Genomic DNA, 25,550 nt, shown 5'->3' with positions numbered 1-25,550 from the left:
AACACCCCGACCACCGCAACGGCGATCGGGGCGTGCTGTCCGGGCGATTTCAGGCCGATACGATGGTTTCGGTCGCCGTCACCCGGGCGAAGATATCCGACAGTATCGCCATCTCGGCGCGGTGCAGTTGCGCGGCCGTGATCGCGCCGCGACCGTCGGTGGCCGGCAGATCCCGCGTGGTGACGGCATCTTCGGCAATCGTGACCGGATAACCCAGCTCGTGGCCTGCCCGTGCCGTGGTCGATATGCAGACATGGCTCATGAAACCGGCGAGCACGAGCTGCTGGATGCCCGCCGCCTGCAGGCGGGCCTGCAGATCGGTGCCGCCGAAGGCGTTGGGCACATGCTTGACGATCACCGGCTCGCCCTCGTTAGCCGCCACCTCCGACATGATCTCGACATACTGCCCGTCCGGGTCGAATACCGGCCCGCCCGATTCGCCGTGGTGCACGAAATGGATGACGGTGCCGCCGTTTCCGCGCCAGTGGGCGATCAGGCGGGCGACGTTATCCAGCGCCGGCGCCAGGCCCGACAGCGACAGGGCGCCGTCGCGATATTCTTCCTGGGCATCGATCACGATAAGGGCGGCGTTTTTCGGCGTGCCGAGCGGCAGCGCCGCGCCGGCGATCTGGAGCATGGTTTGTGCGGACATCTTGTCTCTCCTGAATGGACGGGTGAATAGGACGGGCACATCATGCACCTGCTAATTCGCAATTAAAATCGGGGCTTTTGCAGGCACATTCTGCATAAATGCAGACCCGCGATAGAGTACAAAGTCGTTATGAGCACGCTCGACTGGGAAGGCCTGAAAACGTTTGCGCTGGTATGTCGCGGCGGCACGATGAGCGCGGCCGCGCGCGAGCTCGGCGTGAACCAGACCACCGTGGCACGACGGCTGCAGCGCCTCGAACAAAAACTGGGCCAGCCGTTGCTGCGCCGGGACGGCCAAAGCCTCCGGGCCACCGCCCACGCCGAACCGTTGTTGGACACCGCCCGTGCCATGGAAGACCGGCTCGCCGCGACGCTGACCGGCCTGGAAAGGCCGCCCGGCCGCCAGCCCGTCTCCGGCCTGGTACGCATCACCGGCGTGGATGGCGTGCTCGAAAACGCAGTGGCACCCCGCATCGATGCCCTGCTCGCCGAGCATCCGGGCCTGCGTATCGACCTGATTGGCGGCAATCGCAACCTGCGCGTTGCCCAGCGCGAGGCCGATATCGCCCTGCGCCTGGCCCGGCCGGCCGGCACCACCCTCGATGTCCGCCGGCTGGGCGATCTCGCCTACGGCATTTATGCCGCCGACAGGAACGCCGATCCGTACCGCGCGCCGTGGGTGGATCTGGATGAGGCCTTCATCGACAAGCCCGAACAGCAATGGCTGGCCGAACATTTCCCCGAACGACGAACTCTGCTGCGCGCCAACCGCGGGGGCATCATCGCCGAGCTGGCACTGGCCACCGGCGCCTGCTGCCTCATGCCCCGCTGTGTCGGCGATCGCACCCCGGGCCTGGCCATGCTGGATATCGACCCTGCCGGGCGCGAACTCTGGCTGGTGCGCCATCAGGACATGGCGCATCTGCCGCGCCTGCGGGTGGTCGCCGACTGGCTTGCCCAAACCCTGTGCGATGGCCACTGGGTCGTTGCCACCGACTGACAACAATCTCGCCCGTCCGCCAGGTGTCGCATGCCTGCCGCCGTGCTTGTCGACGCCCGTCATGCGTTTCATGCCCCGCGAGACGGTATCGGCCATTTGTATCTGCGGGTCCTGTCAGCTGCGGCTGGCCGGTTTTTGATACGGCATATCACGCCGCGAACAACTGCACTCAACATGAATTTTCTCTTGCGCTATCGATCACGCGCCGAGCATTACGGCCTGTTATCGCGCCGGCTAAACCGAGAATTGTTCTTGTGGCAGATATTTAGCGATCGAAACCTATCGGGATCGCTCAGATAGCGGCTTTCATCCAGCAGCCAGTTTTAGCTCAGGGCGCCCGCTTGGCGCTCCTCGCGCCACTTTATTAAGAATCGACGGAGGCTTTAGCTGTGCATACCACCCAGCGCATGGTTTTAAAGTTTGCTTTAGCCGTGTCGTTACCTTGAGAGAGACCCGGCCCATCCGCCTCAAGGCAAGCCGGATCCGATGACACCACTGTTCGTCTGATATCCGGACCTCGCCGCATGAAGCATTTCACCTCGATCAAACACTTCGTCGTACTGGCCGCTGGCGCCTGTATTCTGAGCGTGGTCGCCGCCCTGCTGATCTACAACTATGTCGCCACCAAGCGTACCGGCGAGTTCGTGGAGCAACGTACCGGCGCCCTGCTGGAAGGGGCCATCGACGAACGCCTGGCCGCCCTGGCCAACGCCCAGGGCGAGCAGATCAACCGCAAGCTGGAACAGGCCCTGGGCATCGCCCGCGACCTGGCCGCGGCAAGCGAACTGGCGGCCGAGCCGGGTGCGAACAGCGCCGCGTTCGAATTCGGCCGCCCGGAGCTGTCGGCGCTGGTCCAACAGGCCGTGGCAAAGAACGACTTCCTGCTGGATGCCTTCATCGGCTGGGAGCCGAACGCCTTCGGCAACGACGATGCCTATGTCGTGCCCGAAAACAACGCGCAGAGCTATGATGGCAGCGGCCGTTTCCGGCCCTGGGCATTCAAGAACGACCAAGGCGTTGCTGAAGTATCGGCCCTCGACATCACCGGCATGGAAAACCCCAAGATGCTGGAGTCCGGCATCCGACGCGGCGAATACTATCTGTGTCCGAAAGAAGGCGGCGACACCTGTGTGGTGGACCCAGCGTTCTACGACTACGACGACAAGCGCGTGATGGTAGCCACCTTCAGCGTGCCCATCGTGGTGGATGGCGCGTTCAAGGGCGTGGCCGGCACCGACGTATCCGTGGATTTCATCCAGACCTTGCTCAGCCAGTCGAACCAGGGTCTTTATGAAGGCGCGGGGCGCATGGCGCTGGTCGCGCCGCTGGGACGGCTGGTCGCCTACACCGGCGATGCAGCCCGACTCGGCCAACCGGCGACGAGCGTATTGAGCGCGGAAGGGCTCGAAAAGCTGGCCCAGGCCCGCCAGAGCGGCGAAGCGGTCAGCACCCGTTCGACCAACGGCGAGATGATCGAATCCTATCGCCCGGTTCGGGTCGGCAATACCGATACCGTCTGGACGCTGGTCATGCAGCTGCCGGTGGCCGCGGTCATGGCCGATCTCGATGTGCTGCAAGGCGACCTCGCCGACCAGCGTACGGCCGACACCCTGGGCATGGTTCTCGTCAGCGGCCTGGTTGCCCTGCTCGGCCTGGTCCTGATCTGGATGGTAGGCCGCAGTATTGCCCGTCCGCTGAGTCAGCTTGGCGATCGCATGCGTGAAATCGCCAGCGGCGACGGCGATCTCACCCAGCGTCTGCCGGTCGCCGGCCGCAACGAGCTGGCCACCGTGGCGACCCAGTTCAACGCCTTTGTCGACAAGATCGACCACGTGATGATCGACGTGCGCGACAGCAGCGAAAACGTGAAAATGGCTTCCGGCGAAATTTCCACCGGCAGCGTGGACCTGTCGCGGCGCACCGAGAACACGGCCGCCAGCCTGGAGCAGTCCGCCGCCGCCATGGAAGAGCTCACCAGCACCGTGGCCAACTCGGCCGAATCCTCGCGGCATGCGGCGCGCCTGTCTTCCGAGGCGGCTCAGGCGGCAGACGAAGGCAGCCAATCCATGGCCGCGGTAGTCGATACCATGCGCGACATCAGCGGCTCTGCCCGCGAAATCGAAAAGATCATCGCCGTGATCGATTCCATCGCCTTCCAGACCAACCTGCTCGCTCTCAACGCCTCGGTAGAGGCCGCCCGCGCCGGCGAACAGGGCCGCGGCTTCGCCGTGGTGGCCCAGGAAGTACGTAACCTCGCCAACCGCAGCACGCAGGCCGCGGGCGAGATCAAGACACTCATCAATACCTCGGTGGAGAAAACCGCCAACGGCGAAGCCCTGGTTGAGCGCACGGGCGAGCGGATCAAATCCATCGTCGAACAGGTCAATCGCGTGAACGGGCTAATCACTGAAATCACCACCGCGGCACAGGAGCAGAACACGGCCATTCTCGAGGTCAACCAGGCCGTCTCCCAGCTCGACGAAATGACCCAGCAAAACGCCGCGCTCGTGGAAGAGTCGGCGGCCGCCTCCGATTCGCTCAGCCAGGAGGCCACGCGACTGGCGCGCATCATCGGCGCGTTCAAGCTCAGCTCGCACAATGCCCAGGCGGCATCACAGTTTCAGGCACGCAGCGAACGCCGCCCGAGCGAGCAATGGGCCGACGCATCGCATGATCCGGCCGCGCCTGCCTATGGCGTGTAATCGTTCACCGTAGCGATGCAGATGCGAGCGCAGGCGTTGGCTTGGCCCGCGCCCGGGCGCTCGTAACGAAACGGTTTTCGCGTCCAACGAGCCCCTATGCCGCCCGGCGCTCGCCAACACGGATAACAAGCGCGCTTGCGCGTTCTCTTACCAGGCCTGCATCCGCCCCGATAGCCGCCGCCGGTGTTGACCATTAATCCGGCACCAAAACGGCTGGCCGTGCCAACTGTTTTAAACGTCGTCTAGAAGTCGACGCCGGCAGCTGTGCGTCTTATCCCCCAATGGCTTTACCGCCCGTGGCCGGGGCGCGCGGACGCTCGCACAGGCGTGGGCGAAGAGCGGCTTCGTCTCCGCCCACAGGCCACGCGTCTAAAAACCGTCATATCGCTAACGCAGTATCGATACACAAGAGCCCGCGCCTGCAAGCAGACGTGTCGTACCCGTCGCCCTTGGCGCGCAACTTGCTTAGATAAATTCATGTGACATGAAATGATCGCGCACCAGCGATCGTTCACACCCGAACACTCGATTCGTTTATCGGTAATAGGGAGTTAACCATGGAGATGAATCTACTACGCGACTGGCCGGCGCCCGCCGGCCCCGCACGGCTGTTTTTCGCCAGCGACGCCGCCCGTCGGGCCCATGCCTGCGCCCCCGAGAACGGCGTGCCGCCTTCGGAAATCCAGCGCGCGGCGCTGGACTCCAGCCGCGAGACCTCGGCTTATATGCAGGGCAATGCGGTGCGCATTCTCGGCATTGCGTTCAAGGTGTTCGACCACTACGACGACGCGGCCTTCAAACAAGCCTGCGAAGCGCATCTGCAGCGCCACGACGTCTACCACACAGGCTTTCACTATCGCGACGGCGACTGGGCCAGCCGCACCGTGGCCGCGCACGATATCGAGCTCAGCGCCGAGTCGGTGGACCTGGCCGCGCCCGGCAGTGGCGGGGCCGATTTCGCATCGGTGATCGATGTACGCCAGCCGCGCATTCCGGAATGGGATCTGTTCTCTTTCAGTGCGCTCGGTATCGAGAACGCCGGCGCCGATACCGCCAACCCGGAGTTCACCGTCGCCGTCTGTCTCGATCATCTGCTGACCGACGGGTTTTCGGTGTTCATGATTTTCGAAGAGCTCATGATGTTCTACGAAGCGTTCCGTGCCGGGCGCGACCCGTTCGATCAACTACCCGAAAGCGCGTCGTATGCCGACTATGCCCGGCGCGATACCGCCTACTGCGCCCGCTTGACGCCCGATTCGCCCCAGGTGGCGGAATGGGAGCGCTTCAAGGCCCTGCACGGCGGCGCATTGCCGGACTTCTGCTTTGCCACCGGGCTGAACGGCCCGGAAGATTTCGCGCCGGGTCGCATGACCACCATTCCCGACTTTCTATCGGTGGCCGAATCCGAGGCCTTCGAGGCGGCCTGTGCCGAAGCAGGCGGCTCGCTCAGCGCCGGCTTCACGGCCGTGGCCGCCCTGATCGAGCGGCTGGTGCGCCACAGCGAGCGCTTTACCATCTGCACGCCGCGCTCGACGCGTGTTTCCGAGGCCGAGCACTACAGCATGGGTTGGTTCGCGCATCCGGTGCCGCTGGAGTTCACGATTGCCGACTCCTTTGCCGAGACCGTGGCCGCCGCCCGCAAGGCCAACAAGGCCGCGCGCAGCATGATCGGCGTCCCGGTCTACCCGGCCCAGAAGGTGGTGGACCCGGCGCTGTCGAGCATGCCGCCGGAAATGACCAGCCTGTCGTTCATCGATACCCGGCTGATCCCCACCTTTCGCGATCTCTCGGCCCATGCCTTTACCGTGATCGGTACCCGGCGCAATGCCAAGTCGGTGCATTACTGGGTCAACCGGGTCGGGCACGGCACGAACCTGAACTTCATGCATCCCGATACCGCGGAGATGAGCGCCGGCCTGACCGCGTTTGCCGGCCTGTTCCGCGCCATCGTCGACGAAGTGATCGCCCACGGCGATTGCAACATCGCCCAGGAACGCGACCGCTGGCAGACGATTATCGACCATTACGAGGCAGCGCCGGCTTCTGCCGTTTGTGCTGCCTGAGCCGCTCCGTGAGCCCGCCGCCCCCGGCGGGCTCGTCCTTGGCGTGCCTCCAACCCGATCGCGCCGATCGACGGCGTTTTCCGAGCGCGCTACGTAGCCGGTCGCATCTTCGCGTGCCCTATGGCTAGGCCACCCGCCTCCCGGCAAACTATTGCGCAGCCAGCCAGCGCGCCAGGCGCGCGCTGCGATCGCGTCCGCGCAACAACCCCACCACGGCACAAATACCGTGATACACGCCAAGTCCTGCCAGGCCATAGAACGCCAGCGCCGCCGGCAGCCGGTCGAGCCAGTCCATAGCTGATGCACTGGCCGCAAGATCCATGGGCGTGCGATAGGTCGCCGTGCCGCAAAAAAGCGCGATCGCGATAGCCGCCAGGGCCAAACCGGCCACCAGCGCGTGCGAAAGCCAGTCCACGGGCGGAAAATGTCGCAGCTCGTTGTAGCGCGACAACGCCGCATGGCTGATCACCTGCCCACGCTGCGTCACCGTGACGTCGGCGACCGCCGGCGTACGCTCGCGCAGGGTTTCGAGCCAGTGTTCGGGGTAGCGAAACACGATATTGCCGATCAGCACCACGGGCCATTTCCGGGCTAGGCTGAGAACCGGCCCGGTGGCCGCCTGGTTGATCATCATCTGCGATATACGCGCCGACTCATCGCCGGTTAGCTCGCCGATTCGTTCGCTGCCCGGTATATCCGCTTCGCGGTCGGCCACGCTCACGCGGCCGCGTACCCGAAACAGGCGCTCGCCCTGCTCGTACCTGCCCACGCTCGACCCGGGCCTATAGACGAGCAAACCCCAGACTAGCGGCAGGCTGCCCACGCCGAACCACACCGGGTGCAGGCTCGGCACCGCCAGCATCACGATCACCGCGCCCAGGGCGATCAGGCTCGCGCTTATCACCCGCAAGCCGCCGGTTTCGACCGCGCTGTCGCTCAAGCGCAGACGAAAATCGGCGCCGCTCTCGCGGTACTCACCCAGCAACCGCACGCCGTGGTCTTTGTGGTTTTCCGGCGGCGTATCGCCCGCCACCAGCGTAGGCAGCACGGGCACGCCGTTGAGTTCGACCACCAGCGACTTGTCCCAGGCGCGTACGACACGGGCGGTGCAATACGGCGCGATCGACTCCAGCAGGCTTTCATGCACGCGCACCCATAGATCGCCGATATAAATTCGCCGGTCGCGGCTGGGGCCGCCCGTGACGCCGAACTCTCCTTGAGTGGCGTGCACGCGGCCATCGATCAGGACTTCGTGCGGATATGCTAGGGCAACGGCCAGCTGATCCCGCGGCGACAGCGTATCGGCGTCATCCTGGGCGGCCAGCCGCCGCGACACCCTGCGGTGGCGCTGGTAGCGAAGCCACAACGGAATGCTGACAACCAGCACGAACAGCAAAGCAAAAAACGCAGGGTGCATCGCGCATCCCGGTCCGCGTCAGGCTGCGACAAACGCTGCGCAGAACCTTGCGGGCCGGCTTTATGGATTGGCGGCCGATTATAACGGCTGCTCGTAGGCGCTTCGTGCACCGCGACCGATCGCCCTCATCGCTAACCGCGCCGGCTATCGCCTTTCGATCATGCCAACCGCCGACGCCGCGACCGCGCGCCGTTCGCGGCGCACGTGCCATGATGCACAAGGCCGGCCCGATCAGCCGGCGCTGCTGGAGATCGCCATGCGTCATCGCTCGAATCACGCCCTTGTTTTCAGCCGGCTGCTGCTGGTTGCCGCGCTTGGCCTGCTCGCCGGCTGTGCCCATATGGGCAGCGGGTCTGCCACCGCGCAGCTCGATGCCTTCATGCAACAGGAACGCGCCTGGGCGGGGCTGACCAACCATACCGCCACCCTGCCGGACGGCCGCGGTATGCCTTATTCCGAGGGCGGCCCGGCCAACGCCCCCACGCTGATCCTGCTGCACGGCTACACCGGCGATCGCAACCACTGGAACGAGGTCGCCCGCGATCTCACCGATCGCTGGCACGTCATCATTCCGGACCTGCCCGGCCATGGCGGCACCCCGCTGGCCAACGACGCCTCCGCCGACAGCATGGCCCAAACCCTGGGCCGTTTTGTCGATGCCATCGGCGCGCAACGCTATGTGCTGGTCGGCCACTCCATGGGCGGCGGCGTCGCCGCACTCTTCGCCATGGCCCGCCCGCAGCAGGTGCGCGGGCTGGTACTGGTGGACAGCGCCGGCGTCTATGCCGACAACCCCTCGCCGGTGATGCAGGCCATCACCCAGGGCGACAACCCGCTGGCGATTGAAACGGCGGCCGACTACCAGCGCCTGCTAAATGTGGCCATGGCCAAGCCGCCGTTCATCCCCGACAGCATCCAGCAGGCCCTGGCCACACGGGCCGTGGCCCACCGCGCCGCCTACACGCAGGTACTCGACAGCCTGCTCAACACCCAGACCCACCTGCCGCCCAGCACCTTCCATATGGTGCTGCACTCCCTGCGCATGCCCACACTCGTGATCTGGGGCCGGAAGGACGCAATCTTCGATGTAAAAGTCACCCAGGAACTGGAAGACAATCTGCCCAACGCCACGGTCACCGTGTTCGACGACGTCGGCCATACGCCGATCCGCGAAGCGCCGCGGCGCACGGCGGTGGCTATTGATGGGTTTGTGGGTGGACTAGCCGGCTGACAGCAAGAATCGACCGTTCGAAGACGTTCCCTAATATGCACGACCAGCGAGGCGCCATTTGATTCAGTAACCGCCTGTGCATCAGACCGTGATCTCAACGAGGTCGTCCAACGCACTATCGATCGTCGGGTACTCGAACCGGTAGCCCGATTCCAGCGTTCTCTTGGGCTTTACGTTCTGCCCCTCCAGGAGAATGGAAGCACGCTCGGCGCCCACCACGCGTTTAATCAGCCAGCGTGGCGCGGCCCACACCACGGGTCGCTTCAGCTGCCGCGCGAAGGCATGGGTGAAGTCATGGTTGGACACGATACCCGGCGCGACGGCGTTGTAGCGGCCCTGAAGCTGCGGGTTGTCGATCACGTGCAGCAGAATGCCCACCATGTCGTCGATATGAATCCAGGGGAACGGCTGCCTGCCATGGCCGATGGTCGCCCCCATGCCCAGACAGAAGGGCAGTCGTATGATGGGCAGAAAGCCGCGCGCGCGGCCGATTCGCCATAGCTTGCCGATATAGGACTTGCGCTCCACGGCGCCGAGCACCACGCCGATCCTCACCTGCACATGCCGTGTACGGCTCGTGTCGATACCTTCGGCAGCGCGCTCCCACTGGCTGACCAGCTCGGCCGGAAAGTCGATGCCCATGGGTTCCGACTCTTCCGTTAACTCGGGATACGCCTGCTCGCCGTCGAGCTCGGCCGTGCCGTAAAAGCACTTGCCGGCGGTGGATACGAACACTTCGGGCGGCGACGCCATACGGTTGATCGCCGCGACCAGGGCTTCGGTTGTTTCAATGCGCGAGGCCAGCACTTCATCCCGATACGCTAGCGTCCAGCGGCGGGTGAGATCGAGAATATGCTTGCCGGCTAAGTTGACGACAGCGTCGCATGCGGGAAACGGGTCATCCTTGACCTGGGCCCAGGTAATTCGCCCCTCGCCAGCAAACCGCGAAATCAGCGTGACGCGATCGCCCCGCTCGCGAAGCCGCTCCGCAAGGGCCGTACCAATGAACCCGCTGCCACCGCCTATAACGACATGCATATTGCTTCTACCGGCGTCGTGTCGCTCGCGCCCCTCGCCTATCACGACTACTTCTCAAGATACTGCCCCGTCCAGTGGGATAATAGCGGAGCATTAGTGCCCTGATACATTAATCTAACGCCTTAGCTCAGTTGCCGCCGGAGCAGGCGAAGCCTGCGGAGGGAACCCGAACCGCGGCAGCGCTTTGGGCGGTCAACTGCAGCGTATTGTTATGCATTTTCTCTTGACACTTTTGCGGCGCCGCCGATTCGCACCGTGAATCCGCGCTGCGATAGATTTTCAAACGTTCGAGCCAAATTCACTTTGCTAAAAAATGGCAAGCTCTGTTTGACGTTATTACTGTCGGCGCCAAGTATCAGAAAAACGACTTCATAATCCGCGCTTTTCAAGCCATCAATCGGCACCAGATCCACAGCCAGCGGATTTACTCGTCTAAGCACCGTACGAGCTTTTTTGCGAAACGTTCTATCGCCTAAAAGCACCTCCGCCGAAACATTCCCTTGAGCAAACAAATGACTCAATCCAGCGGACCCCCCTTTTCTATGTTTTGCGTGTATAAGCTGCCTTTGAGCAGTGAATAAATCACAAAGCTCGATGGGCGACGTCGTCTTTGTGGATTTTACTAATTTTTTATCGAGCAAATGGCAACCTAGAAACGCAGAGGCGCGAACATTATAATCGGCCTCAGTCTCAATTTTGTATTTGTCTTCTTCGATCCACTCTTCTATTGGTGGAAAAGCAATATCTGTCACTTCAACCTGCGAAAGTATCGATTCGATTTCGCTCATGAAGGATTTGTCTATTTCATACCAAACACCACCAAAGATGATTTTTTTGGTATCGCCCTGGTCGATCTCTAAGTAGAGACAAGTATATATCGAGTAGTTGAATTCATTTTGATGAATATCGGTTACGTATAGCCTATCGCGCTTTATTGATTCTACCGAAACCGTGGCAGCATCGACGTTATCAAGATATTTTGCCGACTCGATTGTAGGCGTAATATCTCCCTTTGTTCTGGTAAAACTGAAGCCACGAATTTCGTCCCACTTTATTATCTCTGGTAGCGTAATAACTAGATCTTGATCGTTATTTTTTATGGCGTTGACCAGAGCCTGGTCTAAGTCGCTAATTGTGCCCCCGTCCTTAATGCGCCTGATGTTATCGACCCAACTGAACGATGTTTTATATAAATCACCGCGGTAATAATCTACGAGCTCGCCGGCGACTCGTGGAAACTCATTTACCAGCATTTCTACACCGAAAGAATAGATAGCATCACCGCCAGCAATATTCTTGTAGTTAACTCCCGGTCGCGGCGCACCGGTAACTGCTCGAAGTACATCTTTGAAAATATCTATGCCAAATACACTTGCCTCCGACCCCCTTAGCGTTTGCGACTTCTTTTGGATCGGTTGATCTTCAAGCGTATGGAGATCGATGCTTCTTAAACTTTCGTGGTCTAGCGTGTTGAGTGCGCTTTTAAGGCCAAAATCCTGCTCAAAACAAGTGATGTTTAATAAGAATCGGCCATAGCCAAACGGGAATGCCAATACGCCGCCATCAACTCGGATAATTAATACTGCGGAGCTAGATCGATTCGTGAGTTGCTCTACCTGCTCGCCGACAAGGGAATCCGCCAGCTGAGCCCATTTCGGTCTGCGTTCTTCGGAATTCTTGACGTACAACACGCCTTCGAAATTGTGTTCGTCTGATATCTCGAATCGTTCGACGTTTGAATCGGCGGCTAAGAAATCATGGAACGATTGATTAGCAAATCGCTCTTTTCCTAACAGAGCTTTGAGGTATTGATACGGCTTTTTGTCAGTCACCTTCTGCCCCAGATTTTATGCATAACGCCCAAGCTCAGTTGCCGCCGTAGCGGCCGAAGGCCGCGTAGGGAACCCAAAGCGCGGCAGCGATTTGGGCGGTCAACTGCAGCGCCTCGTTAGGTGCCCCTCAAACTGCTAGCACGCATCTGTTTGGTTCGCTCCGTAGCGTGCCTGGGGCTCCGTATAGCCATCGCCACCCTCCGCAGAAAGCTGCTCAATGAGCCCAGTACAAGAAAACCCCTGTATTTCAAGATACTGACGTGCGGATTTTACCGCTTGGGCATTCCAATCGACGTCCAAACTATCTACTGCTGCTGTAGCGTCTGCAACGCTATATCCCTCACCACCTTCGGAAGATAGTTGTTCAATAAGGCCATTTCGAGAGAATCCCTGAAAACTCAAGTACTGCTCCGCGGATCGAACGGCGTGCCTCTGCGGCCCGGTCAATCCTGCCCCCCAAGCGGTAACGGTAACGCTCAAGAGCGTGGCCAATAAGAACGTCTTAAAAATCATACAAATACCCCTTCTTTTCTAGATTTCATGCATTGCGCCTAACGCCTAAGCTCAGTTGCCGGCCGAAACGCGCCAGCGCTTTGGACGGTCAAGTGCAGCGCACTGTTGGATATTTTTATAGGCAACAAGGCGGGGCCACATCGCGAAAGGCTTGAGCGGCGGCTGAAACTTTTGTTTTTGGATAGATATTGGCCTTAGATATAGTTTGCTTCAATATTGCGCTAGACCACTCGCTTATTTTTTCCTCCTCGTCTGCATACTTTGGTTCTTCTAAGCCAGAGGCCAGTTCGAAATGCCGGCGAAGGATGAAAGCGTACAAATCGGCAACCTGAACAAGCTCTACTTTTGTAGAGTCGACGAAATGCGGAACATCTATAAGCTGATCGAGCGGATCTTGCTTCTTACCACGGTTGTAGTATTCGTCGCTCCAATCCGGCGGAGACAACAACAGCGAAGTGTATTCCGACTTCTCGTGCACCTCCTCATCAAAAACCAGCACGGTATGTCCTTTCGTTTTTGATTCGCCTTGATGTGCGCGCTGCAAAGCTAACGCGAGGTGAAAACCCAGCGTTCGCCATAGCGTGAAGTCGGACAGTATTCCGTTTCCTTCTTCTATCTGCTCGTTGAGTGCCGAGACGAGCACAGCGGAATAGACGACCTTGTGCTTTCTGGCTGCCATCCAGTTGATAACGGCCGTTATTATTTCAGCCCGCTTCGGCCCATCAATTTGCTTCCATATTCCTTTTCCACCGTAGAATTTGTGCGTATGAAATTCGTTGATTTGCTGGCCCACGATATTGGAGAGAACATCGAGCAATTCGCTCCAATGAGTTTTCGTTAGATGCATTCTATGCGCGTCCACCACAATTCCCGCCATGACCGCGATTGGTTCACCGCCTATGCCCGTTTCATCGACATAACAGAATTTCACGCATCCCCCGTTATTGTTTCACCCAACGCCTAAGCTCAGTTGCCGCCCGAAGCGCGCCAGCGCTTTGGGCAGTCAACTGCAGCGACCTGTGGGGTATCTCATTCCGCCGCCGCAGCTTTTACAACGGTGGTGGCGCATACGCTACAGCGCCAAACTTTAGCGTTCGCAACATCTGCCACCGGATGCAAAGTTTGATTTCCGCAGGTTGAGCACCGAAAACCTTTGCGTTTTGAGCCAGCAGATGGTTTATCAAATGCGCTCCACCAGACGGCACGACACTGTTGAGTGCTGCAATGGTATGCGCCGTTACGATACCGACCGGTATGGTTCCCGCACTCCGGACATGCGTAGCCTTTTGCCATTTCTCCCCTCTCTCATTTAACGTTTTTTAACTATACCCAACGCCAAGTATACGAACGAAGCTAGGTATAGCGCCTGAAGCCCTTTTCGCATAGCAATAAAACAACGCCCGCTTTATCGAGCGTGGAACGGAATTTCCCGCTGCTATCCGAATCCGTAGCATCGTCGATTAGATATTTAGTGCGTAGAGCGCTCACCACTCCGGAATCCCCCGCTCACTCAACACCACCCGACTCCCCGCCGCATCGAACCGCGTCAGTTCCTGACGCCCACGGCGGCAACGGACAAACGTCGAGTTAATGACTCCGTCGGATTCGGCGAAACACTCTTCCTTGGAGCGCGGCGCGATGGTGATCCATTGCGGTTGGCTGTTGATGAGCGGCTGCATGGCAGCCTGGCTGACGCCGCTACTGAAACTGCCGACGGCACGGCCGAGCGCATTGGCGGGATCGGCTTGTGCAGCCGTGGTGGCGCCGGCGAGTAACGCCAGCGCGGCGATGATTCGGTAGTTCATGGTCCCCCTCGTCTCACGCGGCAGCTCGCCGCGGGCCGGCTGGCACGCAGGCGCGTCACCAAAGCCGAAACGGCAACATTCCATAAAACGCGTGGCGACGGAAGGGACTCGTTGCTACGCCGTTATCCGCCATTCGTCGCAGGGCGAACCCGATGCAAGGCCGTGCAATGGATACGGTTATTACCGGGGCGGACGTGCTGCACCGATTTGGACTACGCGAGGCCTATGAAAGGAAAACGGCGCCAGTGCGCCGCGCGCTCACGCTAGCCGGAGCGCGACGAGTATTCGAACCGATAGGGTCAAGCCCGTCGTGGCCTGCCTATCGACTCGCCCCGTAAAGCCGCTGTCGCTGTCCTTTGCCTGAGGCGGCGCAATCTCTCTACTGCCCGACTCGAAGGGGTTCGCTATTGCCGGTCACAGCATGCGATGCGGTGGCTTAGACGATTGTCTACTGTGCCTGCTATGAATTGTATCCAATCATGCTGGCCGTTAGTATCCAGATAACTCTTTCGTCGAGCGATACCCACGATGACCGACCGCAGCTACGCATTCCCGCCCGGCGGCCTGCCGCCGCAGACTGATCGCACGGTCGATCGCGCCGTGTTCAAGACCGCCTATGCGGTGATTCCGGCCGGCACGATGCGGGATATCGTCACAAGCAAGCTGCCGCACTGGCGCGATACGCGGGCCTGGATTCTGGCGCGGCCGCTGTCCGGCTTTGCCGAAACCTTTGCCCAGTACGCGATGGAGGTCGCTCCCGGCGGCGGCTGTGACCAGGGCGAGCCGGAGGCCGGCGTGGAAGGGGTGTTGTTCGTGCTCGCCGGCCGTGGGTCGCTCACGCTTGGCGGCGATACGCATGCGCTGCGTGCGGGGAGCTATGTATTCCTCGCCCCGGATGCCCCGTGGTCGCTGCACAACGACGGCGACGAGCCGCTGCGCTTTCAGTGGATACGCAAGGCCTATGAGCCAGTGGCCGGCATCGCCGCGCCGGCCTCGTTCGTGACCCACGATGACGATGTGGCCCCTGCCTACATGCCGGACTGCAACGGCGTGTGGGCGACCAGTCGCTTCGTGGATGCCGACGATCTGTCGCACGACATGCATGTAACGATCGTGACCTTCGAGCCGGGCGGCGTGATTCCGTTTTCGGAAACGCATGTGATGGAGCACGGGCTGTACGTGCTCGAAGGCAAGGCGATCTACCAGCTCAACGAGGACTGGGTAGAGGTCGAGGCCGGGGACTTCATGTGGCTGCGCGCCTTCTGCCCGCAGGCCTGCTATGCCGCCGGGCCGGGGCGTTTTCGCTATCTGCTGTACAAGGACGTCAACCGCCACCCGCGTATGGGCCCGCTCGCCCGGCCAGGGGCCGGCGCATGAGCGACAAGCAGGACGAAACGCTGTCGGTCGATCGCCGCATCGAGGCGGATATTACCCGCGCGATCTACGACCAGCGCATGCCGCCGGGCACGCGCCTGTCGGAGGAACGCCTGGGCGAGCTGTACGACGTGAGCCGTACGGTGGTGCGCAAGGCGTTGTTCCAGTTGTCTAGCCGCAAGCTCGTCGAGATCCGCGCCAACCGCGGCGCGCGCGTGGCCCAGCCCAGTGCCGCCCAGGCGCGCGAGGTGTTCGCCGCCCGGGCGACGCTGGAAGCCGCCATGCTCGAAGACAGCATGACGCGCTTCACGCCGGCCGATATCGCGGCCCTGCGCGCCACGCTGGCACACGATCACCACGGCCCGGCAAGCGAAACCGATGCGGCCGAGTCGATCGCCGAATCAGGCGATTTTCATCGCGCGCTGGCGCGTCTGCATGGCAACCCGGTGTTGCGCGATTTTCTCGACGAACTGATTGGTCAGACGTCGCTGATCATCGCCCTGTATCGCCCGCGTGAAGCGGAGCTGTGCTCGCACGACGCCCACGACGAGCTGCTGGACGCCATCGAAGCCGGCGACGGGGCCACCGCGCGCCGAGCCATGCACGAGCACCTGATGGCCTGCCTCGACGCGCTCGAACTCGAGCCGGCCGGCCCCAACGCCCTGGCCGACATGCTCGGCCGCGCGCGCTGACCGGCCACCGCCCAACCGTTTACCCGACCCGGATACCGTTGCCATGAGCGAAACCGATATCGACCGTTCCTACCCCCGCGATCTCGTCGGCTATGCCGGCCAGCCGCCGCATGCCCAGTGGCCGGGCAATGCCCGCATCGCGGTGCAGTTCGTCATCAACTACGAAGAAGGCGCAGAGAACAACATCCTCCACGGCGATGCGGCCTCCGAGAGCTTTCTGTCGGAAATGGTGGGCACCGACGCCCGCGAAGGCGTACGCCACATGAGCATGGAATGGCTCTACGAATACGGCAGCCGGGCCGGCTTCTGGCGTTTGCTGCGGCTATTCACCGAGCGCGAGCTGACCGCGACGGTGTTTGCCGTGGGCATGGCCCTGGAGCGCAACCCGCAGGCAGCGCAGGCGATGGTGGATGCCGGCTTCGAGATCGCCTCCCACGGCTGGCGCTGGATCGACTATCAGCACGTGGATGAGGCCACCGAGCGCGAGCATATCGCCAAGGCGGTGGCTGCCATCGAGCGCATCACCGGGCAGACGCCGGTGGGCTGGTATACCGGCCGCTGCGGGCCGAACACGCGCCGGCTGGTGGCCGAACACGGCGGCTTTCTCTACGACGCCGATTCCTACGCCGACGACCTGCCCTACTGGGAAGACGTCAACGGCGAGCCCCAGCTGATCGTGCCCTACACGCTGGATACCAACGATATGCGCTTTGTGGCCCCGCAGGGCTTCAACAGCGGCGAGCAGTTCTACAACTATCTGAAAGACGCCTTCGACGTGCTCTATGCCGAGGGCGAAACCGCGCCGAAGATGCTGTCGGTCGGCCTGCATTGTCGCGTGGCCGGGCGCCCGGCGCGTGCCGCCGCGGTGGCCCGTTTTCTGGACTACGTGCGTTCGCACGACGACGCCTGGGTGTGCCAGCGCCAGGACATCGCCCGCCACTGGCGCGCCACGCACCCGCATAACGCCGATCAATAAGAAAAGGCCGCTTCAGCGGCTTGCATAAAACGACCCCGGAGGAGCCCCGATGCCCGATACCACCCCGCCCGGCCGGCCTGCGGTACTGCAGGCCGAGCCGCTGCGCGCCGATACCTTCGCGCCGTTCGGCGACGTGATCGAATCCACCACCACGCCGAACGCCATCAATCAGGGCATGGGCGAACGCTTTGCCGACCTGGCCACGCTGGAGCTGGGCGCCGACGGCGGACGCCCGACCATCAGCCGCATGCGCTGCCAGCCGGAAACGCTGCCGGTGGCCCTGCGCCTGATGGAACGCCATCCGCTGTCCAGCCAGGCATTCGTGCCGGTCGACGGCCAGCGCTATATCGTGGTGGTCGCACCCGCCGGCGATGCGCCCAAACCCGAATCGCTGCGGGCGTTCGTGGCCACGGGCGATCAGGGCATCAACTACCGGCGCGGGGTATGGCATCACCCCATGATCGCCCTCGATCGCGTCTGCGAATTCGTGGAAGTGCATCGTGCCGGGCCCGAAACCAACTGCGATGAAGTGGCCATCGACGCGGCCATGGCCGTGGATGTGGCCGACACGACGGGAGGCCAGCGATGAACGATCACGCCGCTCCCGCGGGCACCGCCGACGTCGACTACACCGGCCGCCCGGCCGACGTGCCCAAGCCCAGCCCGCGCCTGTACAACAACGACCTCGCCCCCGTGCAGCGCGACTTTCGCCCCTGGGGCGCTTACAACGTGTTCACCCTGTGGGCGAACGACGTCCACAGCCTGGGCAATTACACCTTTGCCATCGGCCTGTTCGCCCTCGGCCTGGGCGCCTGGCAGATCCTCACCACCATGCTCATCGGCGGGCTGGTGCTGTTCGTCATGCTTACCCTGTCCGGCTTCGTGGGCGAGCGCACGGGGGTGCCCTTTCCGGTGATGAGCCGGATTGCCTTCGGCATCCACGGCGGGCGTATTGCCGCCATTGCCCGCGGCGCGGTGGCCATCGTCTGGTTCGGTATTCAGACGTTCCTCGCCGCCGAAGTGCTCAACGTGGTGCTGGTGACCCTCGCCCCGGGCCTGGCATCGTTGGAACAGACCCAGATCCTGGGGCTGTCGCTGCTCGGCTGGATCTCGTTTTCCGCGCTCTGGCTGTTGCAGGTGGTGATCGTGAGCTATGGCATGGCCATGGTGCGCCGTTATGTATCGCTGGCCGGGCCGGTGATCCTCACCACCATGGCGCTGCTGGCGATCTGGGTGCTGGCCCAGGCCAACTTCACCATGGCCTGGTCGATCGACGAGCCGCTCACCGGGGCGGCAATGTGGCAGAAGATCTCTGCCGGCGCGGGCCTTTGGGTGGTCATCTATGCCACCTTCGCGCTCAACTTCAGCGATTTCACCCGCTGTGCCAAGAGCCGGCGGGCCATCGTGGTGGGCAACCTGGCCGGCATTCCGCTCAACATGATGCTGTTCGCCGCGATCGTGGTGATACTCGCCGGCGCTCAGTTTCAGATTGACGGCCAGATTATCCAGAGCCCGGCCGATATCGTCAGCAGCATGGCCCAGCCCTGGCTGCAGATACCGGCCAGCCTGGCGTTGATCGTGCTCACCGTGGCGGTCAATCTGGTGGCCAACTTCGTGGCCCCGATCTATACCCTGGCCGATATCGCGCCGCGCGCGCTCAACTTCAAGCGCGCGGGGGTGATCAGCGCGGTGCTGGGCGCGGCGATCCTGCCCTGGAATCTCTACAACAGCCCGCTCGTGATCGAGTACTTCCTGGGCGGCCTCGGTGCCGTGCTCGGGCCATTCTTCGGCGTGATCATGGCCGACTATTGGCTGTTGCGCCGCGAGCGGGTGAACGTGCCCGATCTCTACAGCGAACGCCCGGACGGCGACTACCACTACAGCGGCGGCATCAACCGGCGGGCCTTCGCCGCGTTGATCCCCTCGGCCGTCGTCGCCGTGGTGGTCGCGCTCGTGCCCGCCTTCGACTACGTCGCAGGCTTTTCCTGGTTCTTCGGCGCGGCCCTGGCGGCAGTGCTGTATCTGTTGTTCACCCCGCGCGGCCAGCGCTTCAACGACGTCAGCGGCGCAGGCATTTCGCGCCCCGGTATCTAAGGAACCTCTGATCTATTCATGCACGGTCGCGCCGGAGTCTTTTGCGCGCGACCAACGAGCAGCCGCGAGCCGCAGTTTGCTGATTGCAAATAAACAAGAATGCGCGCCGCTCAGGCGCGCGCAAAAGCCCTGCCGCAGGGCGGTTTGGCCCAAACGCGATCCGTGTATGAACAGATCAGAGGTTCCCCAACTTAAAAGAGCATTGCATGCGAATTCTCATAGCCAACGTCAACACCACTGCCTCCATGACCGACGCCATCGCCGCCCAGGCACGGCGCGTGGCCGCCCCCGGCACCGAAATTGTCCCCCTCACGCCCGCGTTCGGCGCCGAATCGGTGGAAGGCAACTATGAAAGCTATCTCGCCGCGATCGCGGTGATGGAAACCATTCGTGCCTACGAGGGCGAATACGACGCCATCATCCAGGCCGGCTACGGCGAACACGGCCGCGAGGGGCTACAGGAGCTGTTCGACGTGCCGGTGGTGGATATCACCGAAGCGGCGGCAGCGAGCGCGATGTTCGTCGGCCACAAATACTCGGTGGTCACCACCCTCGACCGGGCCGTGCCGCTCATCGAAGACCGCCTGCTGCTGGCCGGCCTCGACCGGCGCTGTGCCTCGGTGCGTGCCAGCGGGCTGGCCGTGCTCGATCTCGAACGCGACCCGGACGCCGCCATCGAGCGCATCGTCGAACAGGCCGTGGCCGCCGTGGAAGAAGACCGGGCCGAGGCGATCTGCCTGGGCTGTGGCGGCATGTCGGGGCTGACCCAGCGGGTGATCGAGCGTACCGGCGTGCCGGTGATCGACGGCGTGGCCGCGGCTGTGTGCCTGGCCGAAGGGCTGGTCCGCCAGGGCCTGACCACCTCCAAGAGCCGCACCTATGCGCCGCCGCGGCCCAAGCAGTTCAAGAACTGGCCGCCGCGCGGCTGAGCGCGCGGTCGCAGTCGCCGGCACGTCAGACGCTTTCGGGAAATCAAGCTCGGCATCGATCACGCGATCGCATGTTCTCGGGGCGCGCCGGCGAACGTATCGAAATCGAGCCATACCGGCATTGTTTTAAATAGGTCCGCGACGTGCCGCCATCGCCCAGCGCTCCCTGACCGGTGGTGCCGCCCACGGGGAGCCCGGGCGGCCGGTTTTTTGCGCGCATCGCCCACCTTGGCGCAGGCATTTCGTATTGCCTGCCGCGGGCCGGCGCCGAGATCGTCGACGAAGATCCCGCGCATGCGATGACGCTACGTGTAGAACTTCGTGCCCCGGTTGCTCTTGCTCGCGTACGGGCTCTGCTTTGACGCCATCGATTCGAAGCACCGCTATCCGAACGGGCCGAATCGCTCGTCGACGCGAGCTCTGAAGCTTTCAGGAACCGGTCGCGTGGCCCCGGCGAGCGGATCGCTTTGGCCCAACTGAAATATCATCGTGCCAACGTCGCTACAGTCGGAGCGTAGGCGCATACCCGCGACGACAAACAGTGCACCGAGTATGCGAACCGGCTCGGGGGGCATGCCGGAACTTCTTCCGTCATCGCCAAGCGACGTTACGCGTCGATCCCAAACGGATGATATTAAAGAGTTTAAATCAAAGAATTGCCCGCGATCGATCGTGGTAAGTGAACGGCGGAGTCGGGCACACTATGCAACGATCCCGACCCGCCTGGTGCCGCATGACCATTGACCACTGCCCGGCTCCGGGTCGTTCGCCGCACCCACGCTCAAGCGACCAGGGCTCGCTGCGCCCGATCTGGGCCGGCGCCTGGCGTTTCGCCCTGGCCGGGCCGCCGATCGGCACCGCGCTATTCGTGGTACCGGCAATGCTGCTTTCACCTACCGGTTCGCCGGTGACCCATGACGAAGTGCTCGGCGGCTGGCTGTTCTTCTCGATATTCGCCTATTTCTTTGCCGGCCCCTCGGCGGCCGTGGCCGGGGCACTGTATGGCTGGATGAAATACCGCAGCGGCCATCGCAGCCGCTGGGGCCTGGGCGCGCTCGCCGGCACGCTGGGCTGGCTGCTCCAGATTTCGGTCGCTGCGCTATGGGCGGCCGACGCAGAGCACCTGCAGGCCATCGCTTTCACCCCGCTTGCACTGGCGGCCGGCGCGCTGTGCGGGCGGTTGTTCGACCTCGACCGCTCGACAGCCGGCGCTCCGCCACCATGAGAATGACGCCGACCGTCGTCTGTGCCGGGCGTCGGCGCCTCTGGCCCGCTGCCCTGCTGTCGCTATTGCTGGCGCTGGTGGTGATCGGCTGTAGCGCGCCTTCCGAGTCGGTCGCCGATATCCGCATGGTGCCTTGGCGCGGCGCCGGCGGGCAGTTCGGCTTCTCGACCCGCGACGGGCGCACGCTCGTCGAGCCGCGCTTTGCACAGGCCCGGCCTGGCGGTCACGGTTATGCGCCGGTCGCCACCGGCCCGGATCGCTGGGGACTGGTCGACGCCCACGGCCATATGGCGCTGGATTTTGACTATACAGCGATGGAGTTCATCGACACGCCGCATGCCGCGCTCGTCGTCACCAAGACCGAATACAACGCCTGGTGGCGGGTGTGGGAGTGGCGTTTCTGGCCGGAGTTCAACATCCTGAGTACGTCGCATAACGGGCCCACGCTGGTGACCCGGGTGCCGCGCGCGATCTGGCGGGTGTACAACCCGACAACCGGCCAGACCCTCTATGAAAGCAATCGGGCCGACGACAAGAAGGGCGGCGCTCCCAGCCGTTACTGGCGCGACGACTGGAAACCCGAACGCTATCGCCCGGCCGATCTGTGGATCGGCCATTGGCCCGACGGCGCAGTGGTGATCGACGACACGCTGTATGCGAGCGACGAGGCCGGCCGTTTCGTCGCCGTGGCCGAGGATATACGCGACCGCCTTGCCGACGGCAGCTTTCTGCAACGTATCGAAGATAAGCGCCATCGCCGTGTCGGCCGCGACGGCCGGCCGGTCGATAAGCAGATCTTTACCGAACGCTTCGGCGTGCCGGTCAAGACCGACGACGGCGATACGATTATCTTGGCGCGCAGCGAGGTTTTCGAAGACGAAGCCGGGCGCTTCTATCTCTTCCCGGATCTGTCGCGCGCGTTGCCCGCTGCGCTACCGGACTTTCGTTTCAACGATGGCACTTATCTGGCCACCACGGTGTTCGCCCAGCCGGGCGCGGTGGCTGCACTCACGCCGGTCCCGAACAGCCGGTGGTTTGCGCTCACGTCGCGGGTGACGCGCACCGGCCGAATCGAGCCGGGCACGACGCTGACGTTCTTCTTCGACAGCGACGGTCAATGGGCGCCCGATTGGGAGCCGCGCCCTGGCTTCTACTGCATGCTCGCCGACGGGCGCATGCTGTTTCGCCATGCCGAGCCTTATGGCGTGCTCTCGCCTGATCTGACATTCGAGTCGCTGCCCATGACCGACATGGGCAGCGGCGCGCTCGGCCCGCACCGCTATGCAGGCACGGACAGCAAAGGCCGCAAGGGCATCTACGACACCGAACACCACCGCTGGGTATTTCGAGCAGCGAACATCGCCCTCGACAGCACGGCGCTCGCGCCCGACCGGGTCGCCTACCGCGCCGAGAACGACGAGGGCAAGGCTGTTAGCGAAGGTCTGCTCGACAGTCAGACTGGCGACATCGTCGTCGCGCCGGTCTACGGCTATATCGAAGACGACGGCCGCGTGCTGTTCGAACCGGACACCGGCGAGCCGATCCATTTCTATATCGACCTGCAAACGGGCCGCGAATACCGCGACGGCGCAGCGCGACGGCCGTCGACTCAGCCATAACCCCGTGTGCGTACCGGCGACCGCCAGGCGTCGCGCCGTACGCGGACCTGGCGGTTCAGCGATACGTATTCACGCTGAGGCATGCCAACGCGCCACCGCCGCACCCACCTCGGCGAGCACGCGATCACGTTGGGCGTTCGATGCGTCCGAGCCCGTGTAATAGGTGGCAATCAATACCGGCGCGGCACCATCGGGCCAGGCAATGGCGATATCGTTGGCGGTGTTGTTGCCGCCCGAGCCGGTCTTGTCGCCGATACGCCAGCCTTTGCCCAGGCCGGCACGCAGGCGGTTGTCGCCGGTTTCATTGGCTTCGAGCCATGCCACCAGCTGGTCGCGCGAGGCCGAAGTAAGACGATCACCCAACAGAAGCTTCTGCATGAGTCCCACCATCGCTCGCGGCGTGGTGCTGTCGTGCGGGTTGCCGGGAATGTATTCGTTGAGCGCGGTCTCGTAGCGATCCAGCCGGGTGACGTCGTCGCCGAGCGAACGCATGAAGGCGGTAAGCGCTTCCGGTCCGCCCAGACTGTCGAGCATGAGGTTGCCGGCGGTGTTGTCGCTCAACGTGATCGCGGCGCGACAGATCGCGCCCAGACGCATGCCGCTGCCGGCATGCTTTTCGGTCTCGGGCGAATAGGTCACGAGATCCTGCGTGCTGTAGTCGATATGTCGGTCGAGCGACTCTTCGTTCGCATCTACGCGGGAGAGGATCATCGCCGCGGCGACAACCTTGAACGTGCTGCACAACAGAAAGCGTTCATCGCCGCGATGGGCAATATGTCGATCGTTGCCGGTATCGAGCACGGCGACGCCGAGGCAGCCGCCGTGGCGCTGTTCGAGCTCGTGCACCGTCGCCGCGAAATCGTCAGTCTCGCGGGCAACAACCGTCGGCATACCGAGCACTGATAGCGCGGCACCCGCGGTGAGTTGTTTGAGAACACGGCGACGTGTGGCCACAAGACATATCCATGATGAGAACGGCGCGCGAGCTTAGCAGTGGTGCCCCCTGGGCATCGCCAACGGTTGTCGAAGCACCCATGCAGGCAAAGTTCGCTTCGCGGTTGCGTAATCGTTGCCGCACTCGTACAACGGTCGGCATAAGCGCCCCGGCTTATGGCGTCTACCTGTCCAACCCGAGACATACGATATGAGCAACACAGTAGCGATCGTCGGCAGCGGGCATACGAAATTCGGCCGGCTCGACGACAATCTGGAAGCCCTGATCGTGGCCGCTACGCGCGAAGCAGTGGAAGAATCCGGCCTCGCGCCCGAGCAGATCGACGCGGTCTTTCTCGGCCATTTCAATTCCGGCATGGTCACCGACGGCTTTGCTGCATCGTTGATTCATCAGGCCTATCCAGAGCTGCGCTTCAAGCCGGCCATGCGCGCCGAAAACGCGTGTGCCTCGGGCTCGGCGGCCATCCATGCGGGCATGAACACCATTCTCGCCGGCAAGGCCAAGACCGTGCTCGTGGTCGGCGCAGAAAAGATGACCCATCGCCCCACCGCCGATGTCACCACGGCCCTCGCCGGCGCGGGTTACCAGAACGACGCCCATGAAAAGACGCTGAGTTTTCCGCAGGTGTTCGGCGTGGCCGCGAAGCAGTACGCCGAACGCCATGCCAGCCCGCTCGATGCGATGGCGCATATCGCGGCCAAGAATCACCACAACGCGATGCGCAACCCATTGGCGCATATGCAGAAGGCATTCTCTTTCGAGGCCTGTAGCCAGGTCAGCGACAAGAACCCCGAGATTGCCCCGCCGTTGCGCCTGACCGACTGCTCGCTGGTGACCGACGGCGCCGCCGCGATCGTGCTCACGGCGGGAGACAACGCCGCGAACTTCGCGAACGCCGCCCGTTTTCGCTCGGCGGTCCATGTGAGCGATTTTCTGCCCATGGGTCGCCGCGATTTCGTAGCCTTCGAAGGCCCGGAACGCGCCTTCGCCATGGCACTCGAACAGGCCGGCGTGGCGCTCGCCGATATCGACTTCGCCGAAGTCCACGACTGTTTCACCATTGCCGAGCTGCTCACCTACGAAGCCATGGGCCTCACGCCCAGAGGCGAAGGCGCACGCGCGATCGAGGACGGCAGCGTCTATCGCGACGGCCGCCTGCCTGTAAATCTATCCGGCGGGCTGAAAGCCAAAGGCCATCCGGTGGGTGCGACCGGCGTATCCATGCATGCGATCGCCTATCGCCAGCTCACCGGCCGGGCCGGCGAGCTGCAGCTGCCCAACGCCGCACTCGGGCTGATCTTCAACATGGGCGGCGCGGCGGTGGCGAACTACGTATCCGTGCTCGAAGCGGGTTAGCGGTTACCGCGTAGGGTTCCGTACGACGAGCGGCGGCGCGAGCCGAATGCCGAACTTCATGCAAAATCGACACTCGGT

At 62.7% G+C, this 25,550-nt stretch carries 21 protein-coding genes; 13 read left to right on the top strand and 8 right to left on the bottom strand.

The window, feature by feature from the left end:
• Window positions 1–49: 49 nt before the first annotated feature.
• On the bottom strand, window positions 50–652 hold the full coding sequence (locus C84B14_RS12865; RefSeq protein WP_353224648.1) for a cysteine hydrolase family protein: 603 nt from the start codon (window positions 650–652) through the stop codon (window positions 50–52).
• Between the two features lie 129 nt (window positions 653–781).
• On the opposite strand from C84B14_RS12865, the gene C84B14_RS12860 reads away from it, so the two are divergent.
• The 3 genes from C84B14_RS12860 (at window position 782) to C84B14_RS12850 (ending at window position 6,416) form a co-directional block, all read left to right on the top strand.
• Complete coding sequence (locus C84B14_RS12860; RefSeq protein WP_353224647.1) at window positions 782–1,651, top strand: LysR family transcriptional regulator; 870 nt, start codon at window positions 782–784, stop codon at window positions 1,649–1,651.
• Window positions 1,652–2,175: 524 nt separating this feature from the next.
• The gene (locus C84B14_RS12855; RefSeq protein WP_353224645.1) at window positions 2,176–4,353 is read left to right on the top strand and encodes a methyl-accepting chemotaxis protein; all 2,178 of its coding nucleotides are present in this window, start codon (window positions 2,176–2,178) and stop codon (window positions 4,351–4,353) included.
• A gap of 557 nt (window positions 4,354–4,910) precedes the next feature.
• Complete coding sequence (locus C84B14_RS12850) at window positions 4,911–6,416, top strand: condensation domain-containing protein (protein WP_353224643.1); 1,506 nt, start codon at window positions 4,911–4,913, stop codon at window positions 6,414–6,416.
• Window positions 6,417–6,564: 148 nt separating this feature from the next.
• Here the strand turns inward: C84B14_RS12850 and C84B14_RS12845 are convergent, their stop codons facing one another.
• Entirely contained in the window at window positions 6,565–7,833 is a 1,269-nt protein-coding gene (locus tag C84B14_RS12845) for a hypothetical protein (protein ID WP_353224642.1), read from the bottom strand.
• A 256-nt stretch (window positions 7,834–8,089) separates the two neighbouring features.
• Here C84B14_RS12845 and C84B14_RS12840 point away from each other — a divergent pair, with 256 nt between their 5' ends.
• Window positions 8,090–9,064 (top strand): alpha/beta fold hydrolase, encoded by a 975-nt coding sequence (locus C84B14_RS12840; RefSeq protein ID WP_353224640.1) that lies wholly within the window; start codon window positions 8,090–8,092, stop codon window positions 9,062–9,064.
• An 81-nt stretch (window positions 9,065–9,145) separates the two neighbouring features.
• Here the strand turns inward: C84B14_RS12840 and C84B14_RS12835 are convergent, their stop codons facing one another.
• The 5 genes from C84B14_RS12835 to C84B14_RS12815 all read right to left on the bottom strand — a co-directional run bounded on the left by C84B14_RS12835 (window position 9,146) and on the right by C84B14_RS12815 (window position 14,252).
• Entirely contained in the window at window positions 9,146–10,102 is a 957-nt protein-coding gene (locus C84B14_RS12835; RefSeq protein ID WP_353224638.1) for a TIGR01777 family oxidoreductase, read from the bottom strand.
• Window positions 10,103–10,311: 209 nt separating this feature from the next.
• Window positions 10,312–11,934 (bottom strand): TIGR04141 family sporadically distributed protein, encoded by a 1,623-nt coding sequence (locus C84B14_RS12830; RefSeq protein WP_353224636.1) that lies wholly within the window; start codon window positions 11,932–11,934, stop codon window positions 10,312–10,314.
• Between the two features lie 135 nt (window positions 11,935–12,069).
• Window positions 12,070–12,447 carry an Ltp family lipoprotein gene (locus C84B14_RS12825; protein WP_353224634.1) on the bottom strand — a complete coding sequence of 126 codons (378 nt, stop codon included), beginning with the start codon at window positions 12,445–12,447 and terminating at the stop codon, window positions 12,070–12,072.
• Between the two features lie 115 nt (window positions 12,448–12,562).
• Entirely contained in the window at window positions 12,563–13,378 is an 816-nt protein-coding gene (locus C84B14_RS12820; protein WP_353224632.1) for a DUF3800 domain-containing protein, read from the bottom strand.
• Between the two features lie 553 nt (window positions 13,379–13,931).
• Entirely contained in the window at window positions 13,932–14,252 is a 321-nt protein-coding gene (locus tag C84B14_RS12815; RefSeq protein ID WP_353224630.1) for a hypothetical protein, read from the bottom strand.
• Window positions 14,253–14,780: 528 nt separating this feature from the next.
• On the opposite strand from C84B14_RS12815, the gene C84B14_RS12810 reads away from it, so the two are divergent.
• The 8 genes from C84B14_RS12810 (at window position 14,781) to C84B14_RS12775 (ending at window position 23,161) form a co-directional block, all read left to right on the top strand.
• On the top strand, window positions 14,781–15,629 hold the full coding sequence (locus tag C84B14_RS12810; protein WP_353224628.1) for a bifunctional allantoicase/(S)-ureidoglycine aminohydrolase: 849 nt from the start codon (window positions 14,781–14,783) through the stop codon (window positions 15,627–15,629).
• On the top strand, window positions 15,626–16,318 hold the full coding sequence (locus C84B14_RS12805) for a GntR family transcriptional regulator (protein WP_353224626.1): 693 nt from the start codon (window positions 15,626–15,628) through the stop codon (window positions 16,316–16,318). The genes C84B14_RS12810 and C84B14_RS12805 overlap by 4 nt, the downstream gene beginning before the upstream one ends.
• 43 nt (window positions 16,319–16,361) lie before the next feature.
• Entirely contained in the window at window positions 16,362–17,294 is a 933-nt protein-coding gene (gene puuE, locus C84B14_RS12800; protein ID WP_353224624.1) for an allantoinase PuuE, read from the top strand.
• Window positions 17,295–17,343: 49 nt separating this feature from the next.
• The gene (locus tag C84B14_RS12795) at window positions 17,344–17,883 is read left to right on the top strand and encodes an ureidoglycolate lyase (protein WP_353224622.1); all 540 of its coding nucleotides are present in this window, start codon (window positions 17,344–17,346) and stop codon (window positions 17,881–17,883) included.
• Window positions 17,880–19,388 carry an NCS1 family nucleobase:cation symporter-1 gene (locus tag C84B14_RS12790; protein WP_353224620.1) on the top strand — a complete coding sequence of 503 codons (1,509 nt, stop codon included), beginning with the start codon at window positions 17,880–17,882 and terminating at the stop codon, window positions 19,386–19,388. The genes C84B14_RS12795 and C84B14_RS12790 overlap by 4 nt, the downstream gene beginning before the upstream one ends.
• Before the next feature lie 206 nt (window positions 19,389–19,594).
• Window positions 19,595–20,317: an aspartate/glutamate racemase family protein gene (locus C84B14_RS12785; RefSeq protein WP_353224618.1), complete on the top strand. Its 723-nt coding sequence runs from the start codon at window positions 19,595–19,597 to the stop codon at window positions 20,315–20,317.
• A 703-nt stretch (window positions 20,318–21,020) separates the two neighbouring features.
• A complete protein-coding gene (locus tag C84B14_RS12780) occupies window positions 21,021–21,542 on the top strand; it encodes a hypothetical protein (RefSeq protein ID WP_353224616.1) in 522 nt (173 codons plus the stop codon).
• Between the two features lie 2 nt (window positions 21,543–21,544).
• The gene (locus C84B14_RS12775; protein WP_353224614.1) at window positions 21,545–23,161 is read left to right on the top strand and encodes a hypothetical protein; all 1,617 of its coding nucleotides are present in this window, start codon (window positions 21,545–21,547) and stop codon (window positions 23,159–23,161) included.
• A 69-nt stretch (window positions 23,162–23,230) separates the two neighbouring features.
• Here C84B14_RS12775 and bla read toward each other — a convergent pair whose 3' ends face one another.
• The gene (gene bla, locus C84B14_RS12770) at window positions 23,231–24,115 is read right to left on the bottom strand and encodes a class A beta-lactamase (protein WP_353224612.1); all 885 of its coding nucleotides are present in this window, start codon (window positions 24,113–24,115) and stop codon (window positions 23,231–23,233) included.
• 190 nt (window positions 24,116–24,305) lie between these two features.
• Between bla and C84B14_RS12765 the strand changes: the two genes are divergently transcribed.
• Window positions 24,306–25,472, top strand: a complete 1,167-nt coding sequence (locus tag C84B14_RS12765) for a thiolase domain-containing protein (RefSeq protein WP_353224610.1) — start codon at window positions 24,306–24,308, stop codon at window positions 25,470–25,472.
• Window positions 25,473–25,550: the final 78 nt, after the last annotated feature.

The sequence above is a fragment of the Salinisphaera sp. C84B14 genome, assembly GCF_040361435.1.
Classification (GTDB): domain Bacteria; phylum Pseudomonadota; class Gammaproteobacteria; order Nevskiales; family Salinisphaeraceae; genus Salinisphaera.
This window is presented reverse-complemented; position numbering and strand designations above follow the sequence as displayed.

Coding starts and splice junctions, on each gene's coding strand:
- C84B14_RS12865 (WP_353224648.1), bottom strand. CDS start 652: ATGTCCGCACAAACCATGCTCCAGATCGCCGGCGCGGCGCTGCCGCTC.
- C84B14_RS12860 (WP_353224647.1), top strand. CDS start 782: ATGAGCACGCTCGACTGGGAAGGCCTGAAAACGTTTGCGCTGGTATGT.
- C84B14_RS12855 (WP_353224645.1), top strand. CDS start 2,176: ATGAAGCATTTCACCTCGATCAAACACTTCGTCGTACTGGCCGCTGGC.
- C84B14_RS12850 (WP_353224643.1), top strand. CDS start 4,911: ATGGAGATGAATCTACTACGCGACTGGCCGGCGCCCGCCGGCCCCGCA.
- C84B14_RS12845 (WP_353224642.1), bottom strand. CDS start 7,833: ATGCACCCTGCGTTTTTTGCTTTGCTGTTCGTGCTGGTTGTCAGCATT.
- C84B14_RS12840 (WP_353224640.1), top strand. CDS start 8,090: ATGCGTCATCGCTCGAATCACGCCCTTGTTTTCAGCCGGCTGCTGCTG.
- C84B14_RS12835 (WP_353224638.1), bottom strand. CDS start 10,102: ATGCATGTCGTTATAGGCGGTGGCAGCGGGTTCATTGGTACGGCCCTT.
- C84B14_RS12825 (WP_353224634.1), bottom strand. CDS start 12,447: ATGATTTTTAAGACGTTCTTATTGGCCACGCTCTTGAGCGTTACCGTT.
- C84B14_RS12815 (WP_353224630.1), bottom strand. CDS start 14,252: ATGAACTACCGAATCATCGCCGCGCTGGCGTTACTCGCCGGCGCCACC.
- C84B14_RS12810 (WP_353224628.1), top strand. CDS start 14,781: ATGACCGACCGCAGCTACGCATTCCCGCCCGGCGGCCTGCCGCCGCAG.
- C84B14_RS12805 (WP_353224626.1), top strand. CDS start 15,626: ATGAGCGACAAGCAGGACGAAACGCTGTCGGTCGATCGCCGCATCGAG.
- puuE (WP_353224624.1), top strand. CDS start 16,362: ATGAGCGAAACCGATATCGACCGTTCCTACCCCCGCGATCTCGTCGGC.
- C84B14_RS12795 (WP_353224622.1), top strand. CDS start 17,344: ATGCCCGATACCACCCCGCCCGGCCGGCCTGCGGTACTGCAGGCCGAG.
- C84B14_RS12790 (WP_353224620.1), top strand. CDS start 17,880: ATGAACGATCACGCCGCTCCCGCGGGCACCGCCGACGTCGACTACACC.
- C84B14_RS12785 (WP_353224618.1), top strand. CDS start 19,595: ATGCGAATTCTCATAGCCAACGTCAACACCACTGCCTCCATGACCGAC.
- C84B14_RS12780 (WP_353224616.1), top strand. CDS start 21,021: ATGCAACGATCCCGACCCGCCTGGTGCCGCATGACCATTGACCACTGC.
- C84B14_RS12775 (WP_353224614.1), top strand. CDS start 21,545: ATGACGCCGACCGTCGTCTGTGCCGGGCGTCGGCGCCTCTGGCCCGCT.
- C84B14_RS12765 (WP_353224610.1), top strand. CDS start 24,306: ATGAGCAACACAGTAGCGATCGTCGGCAGCGGGCATACGAAATTCGGC.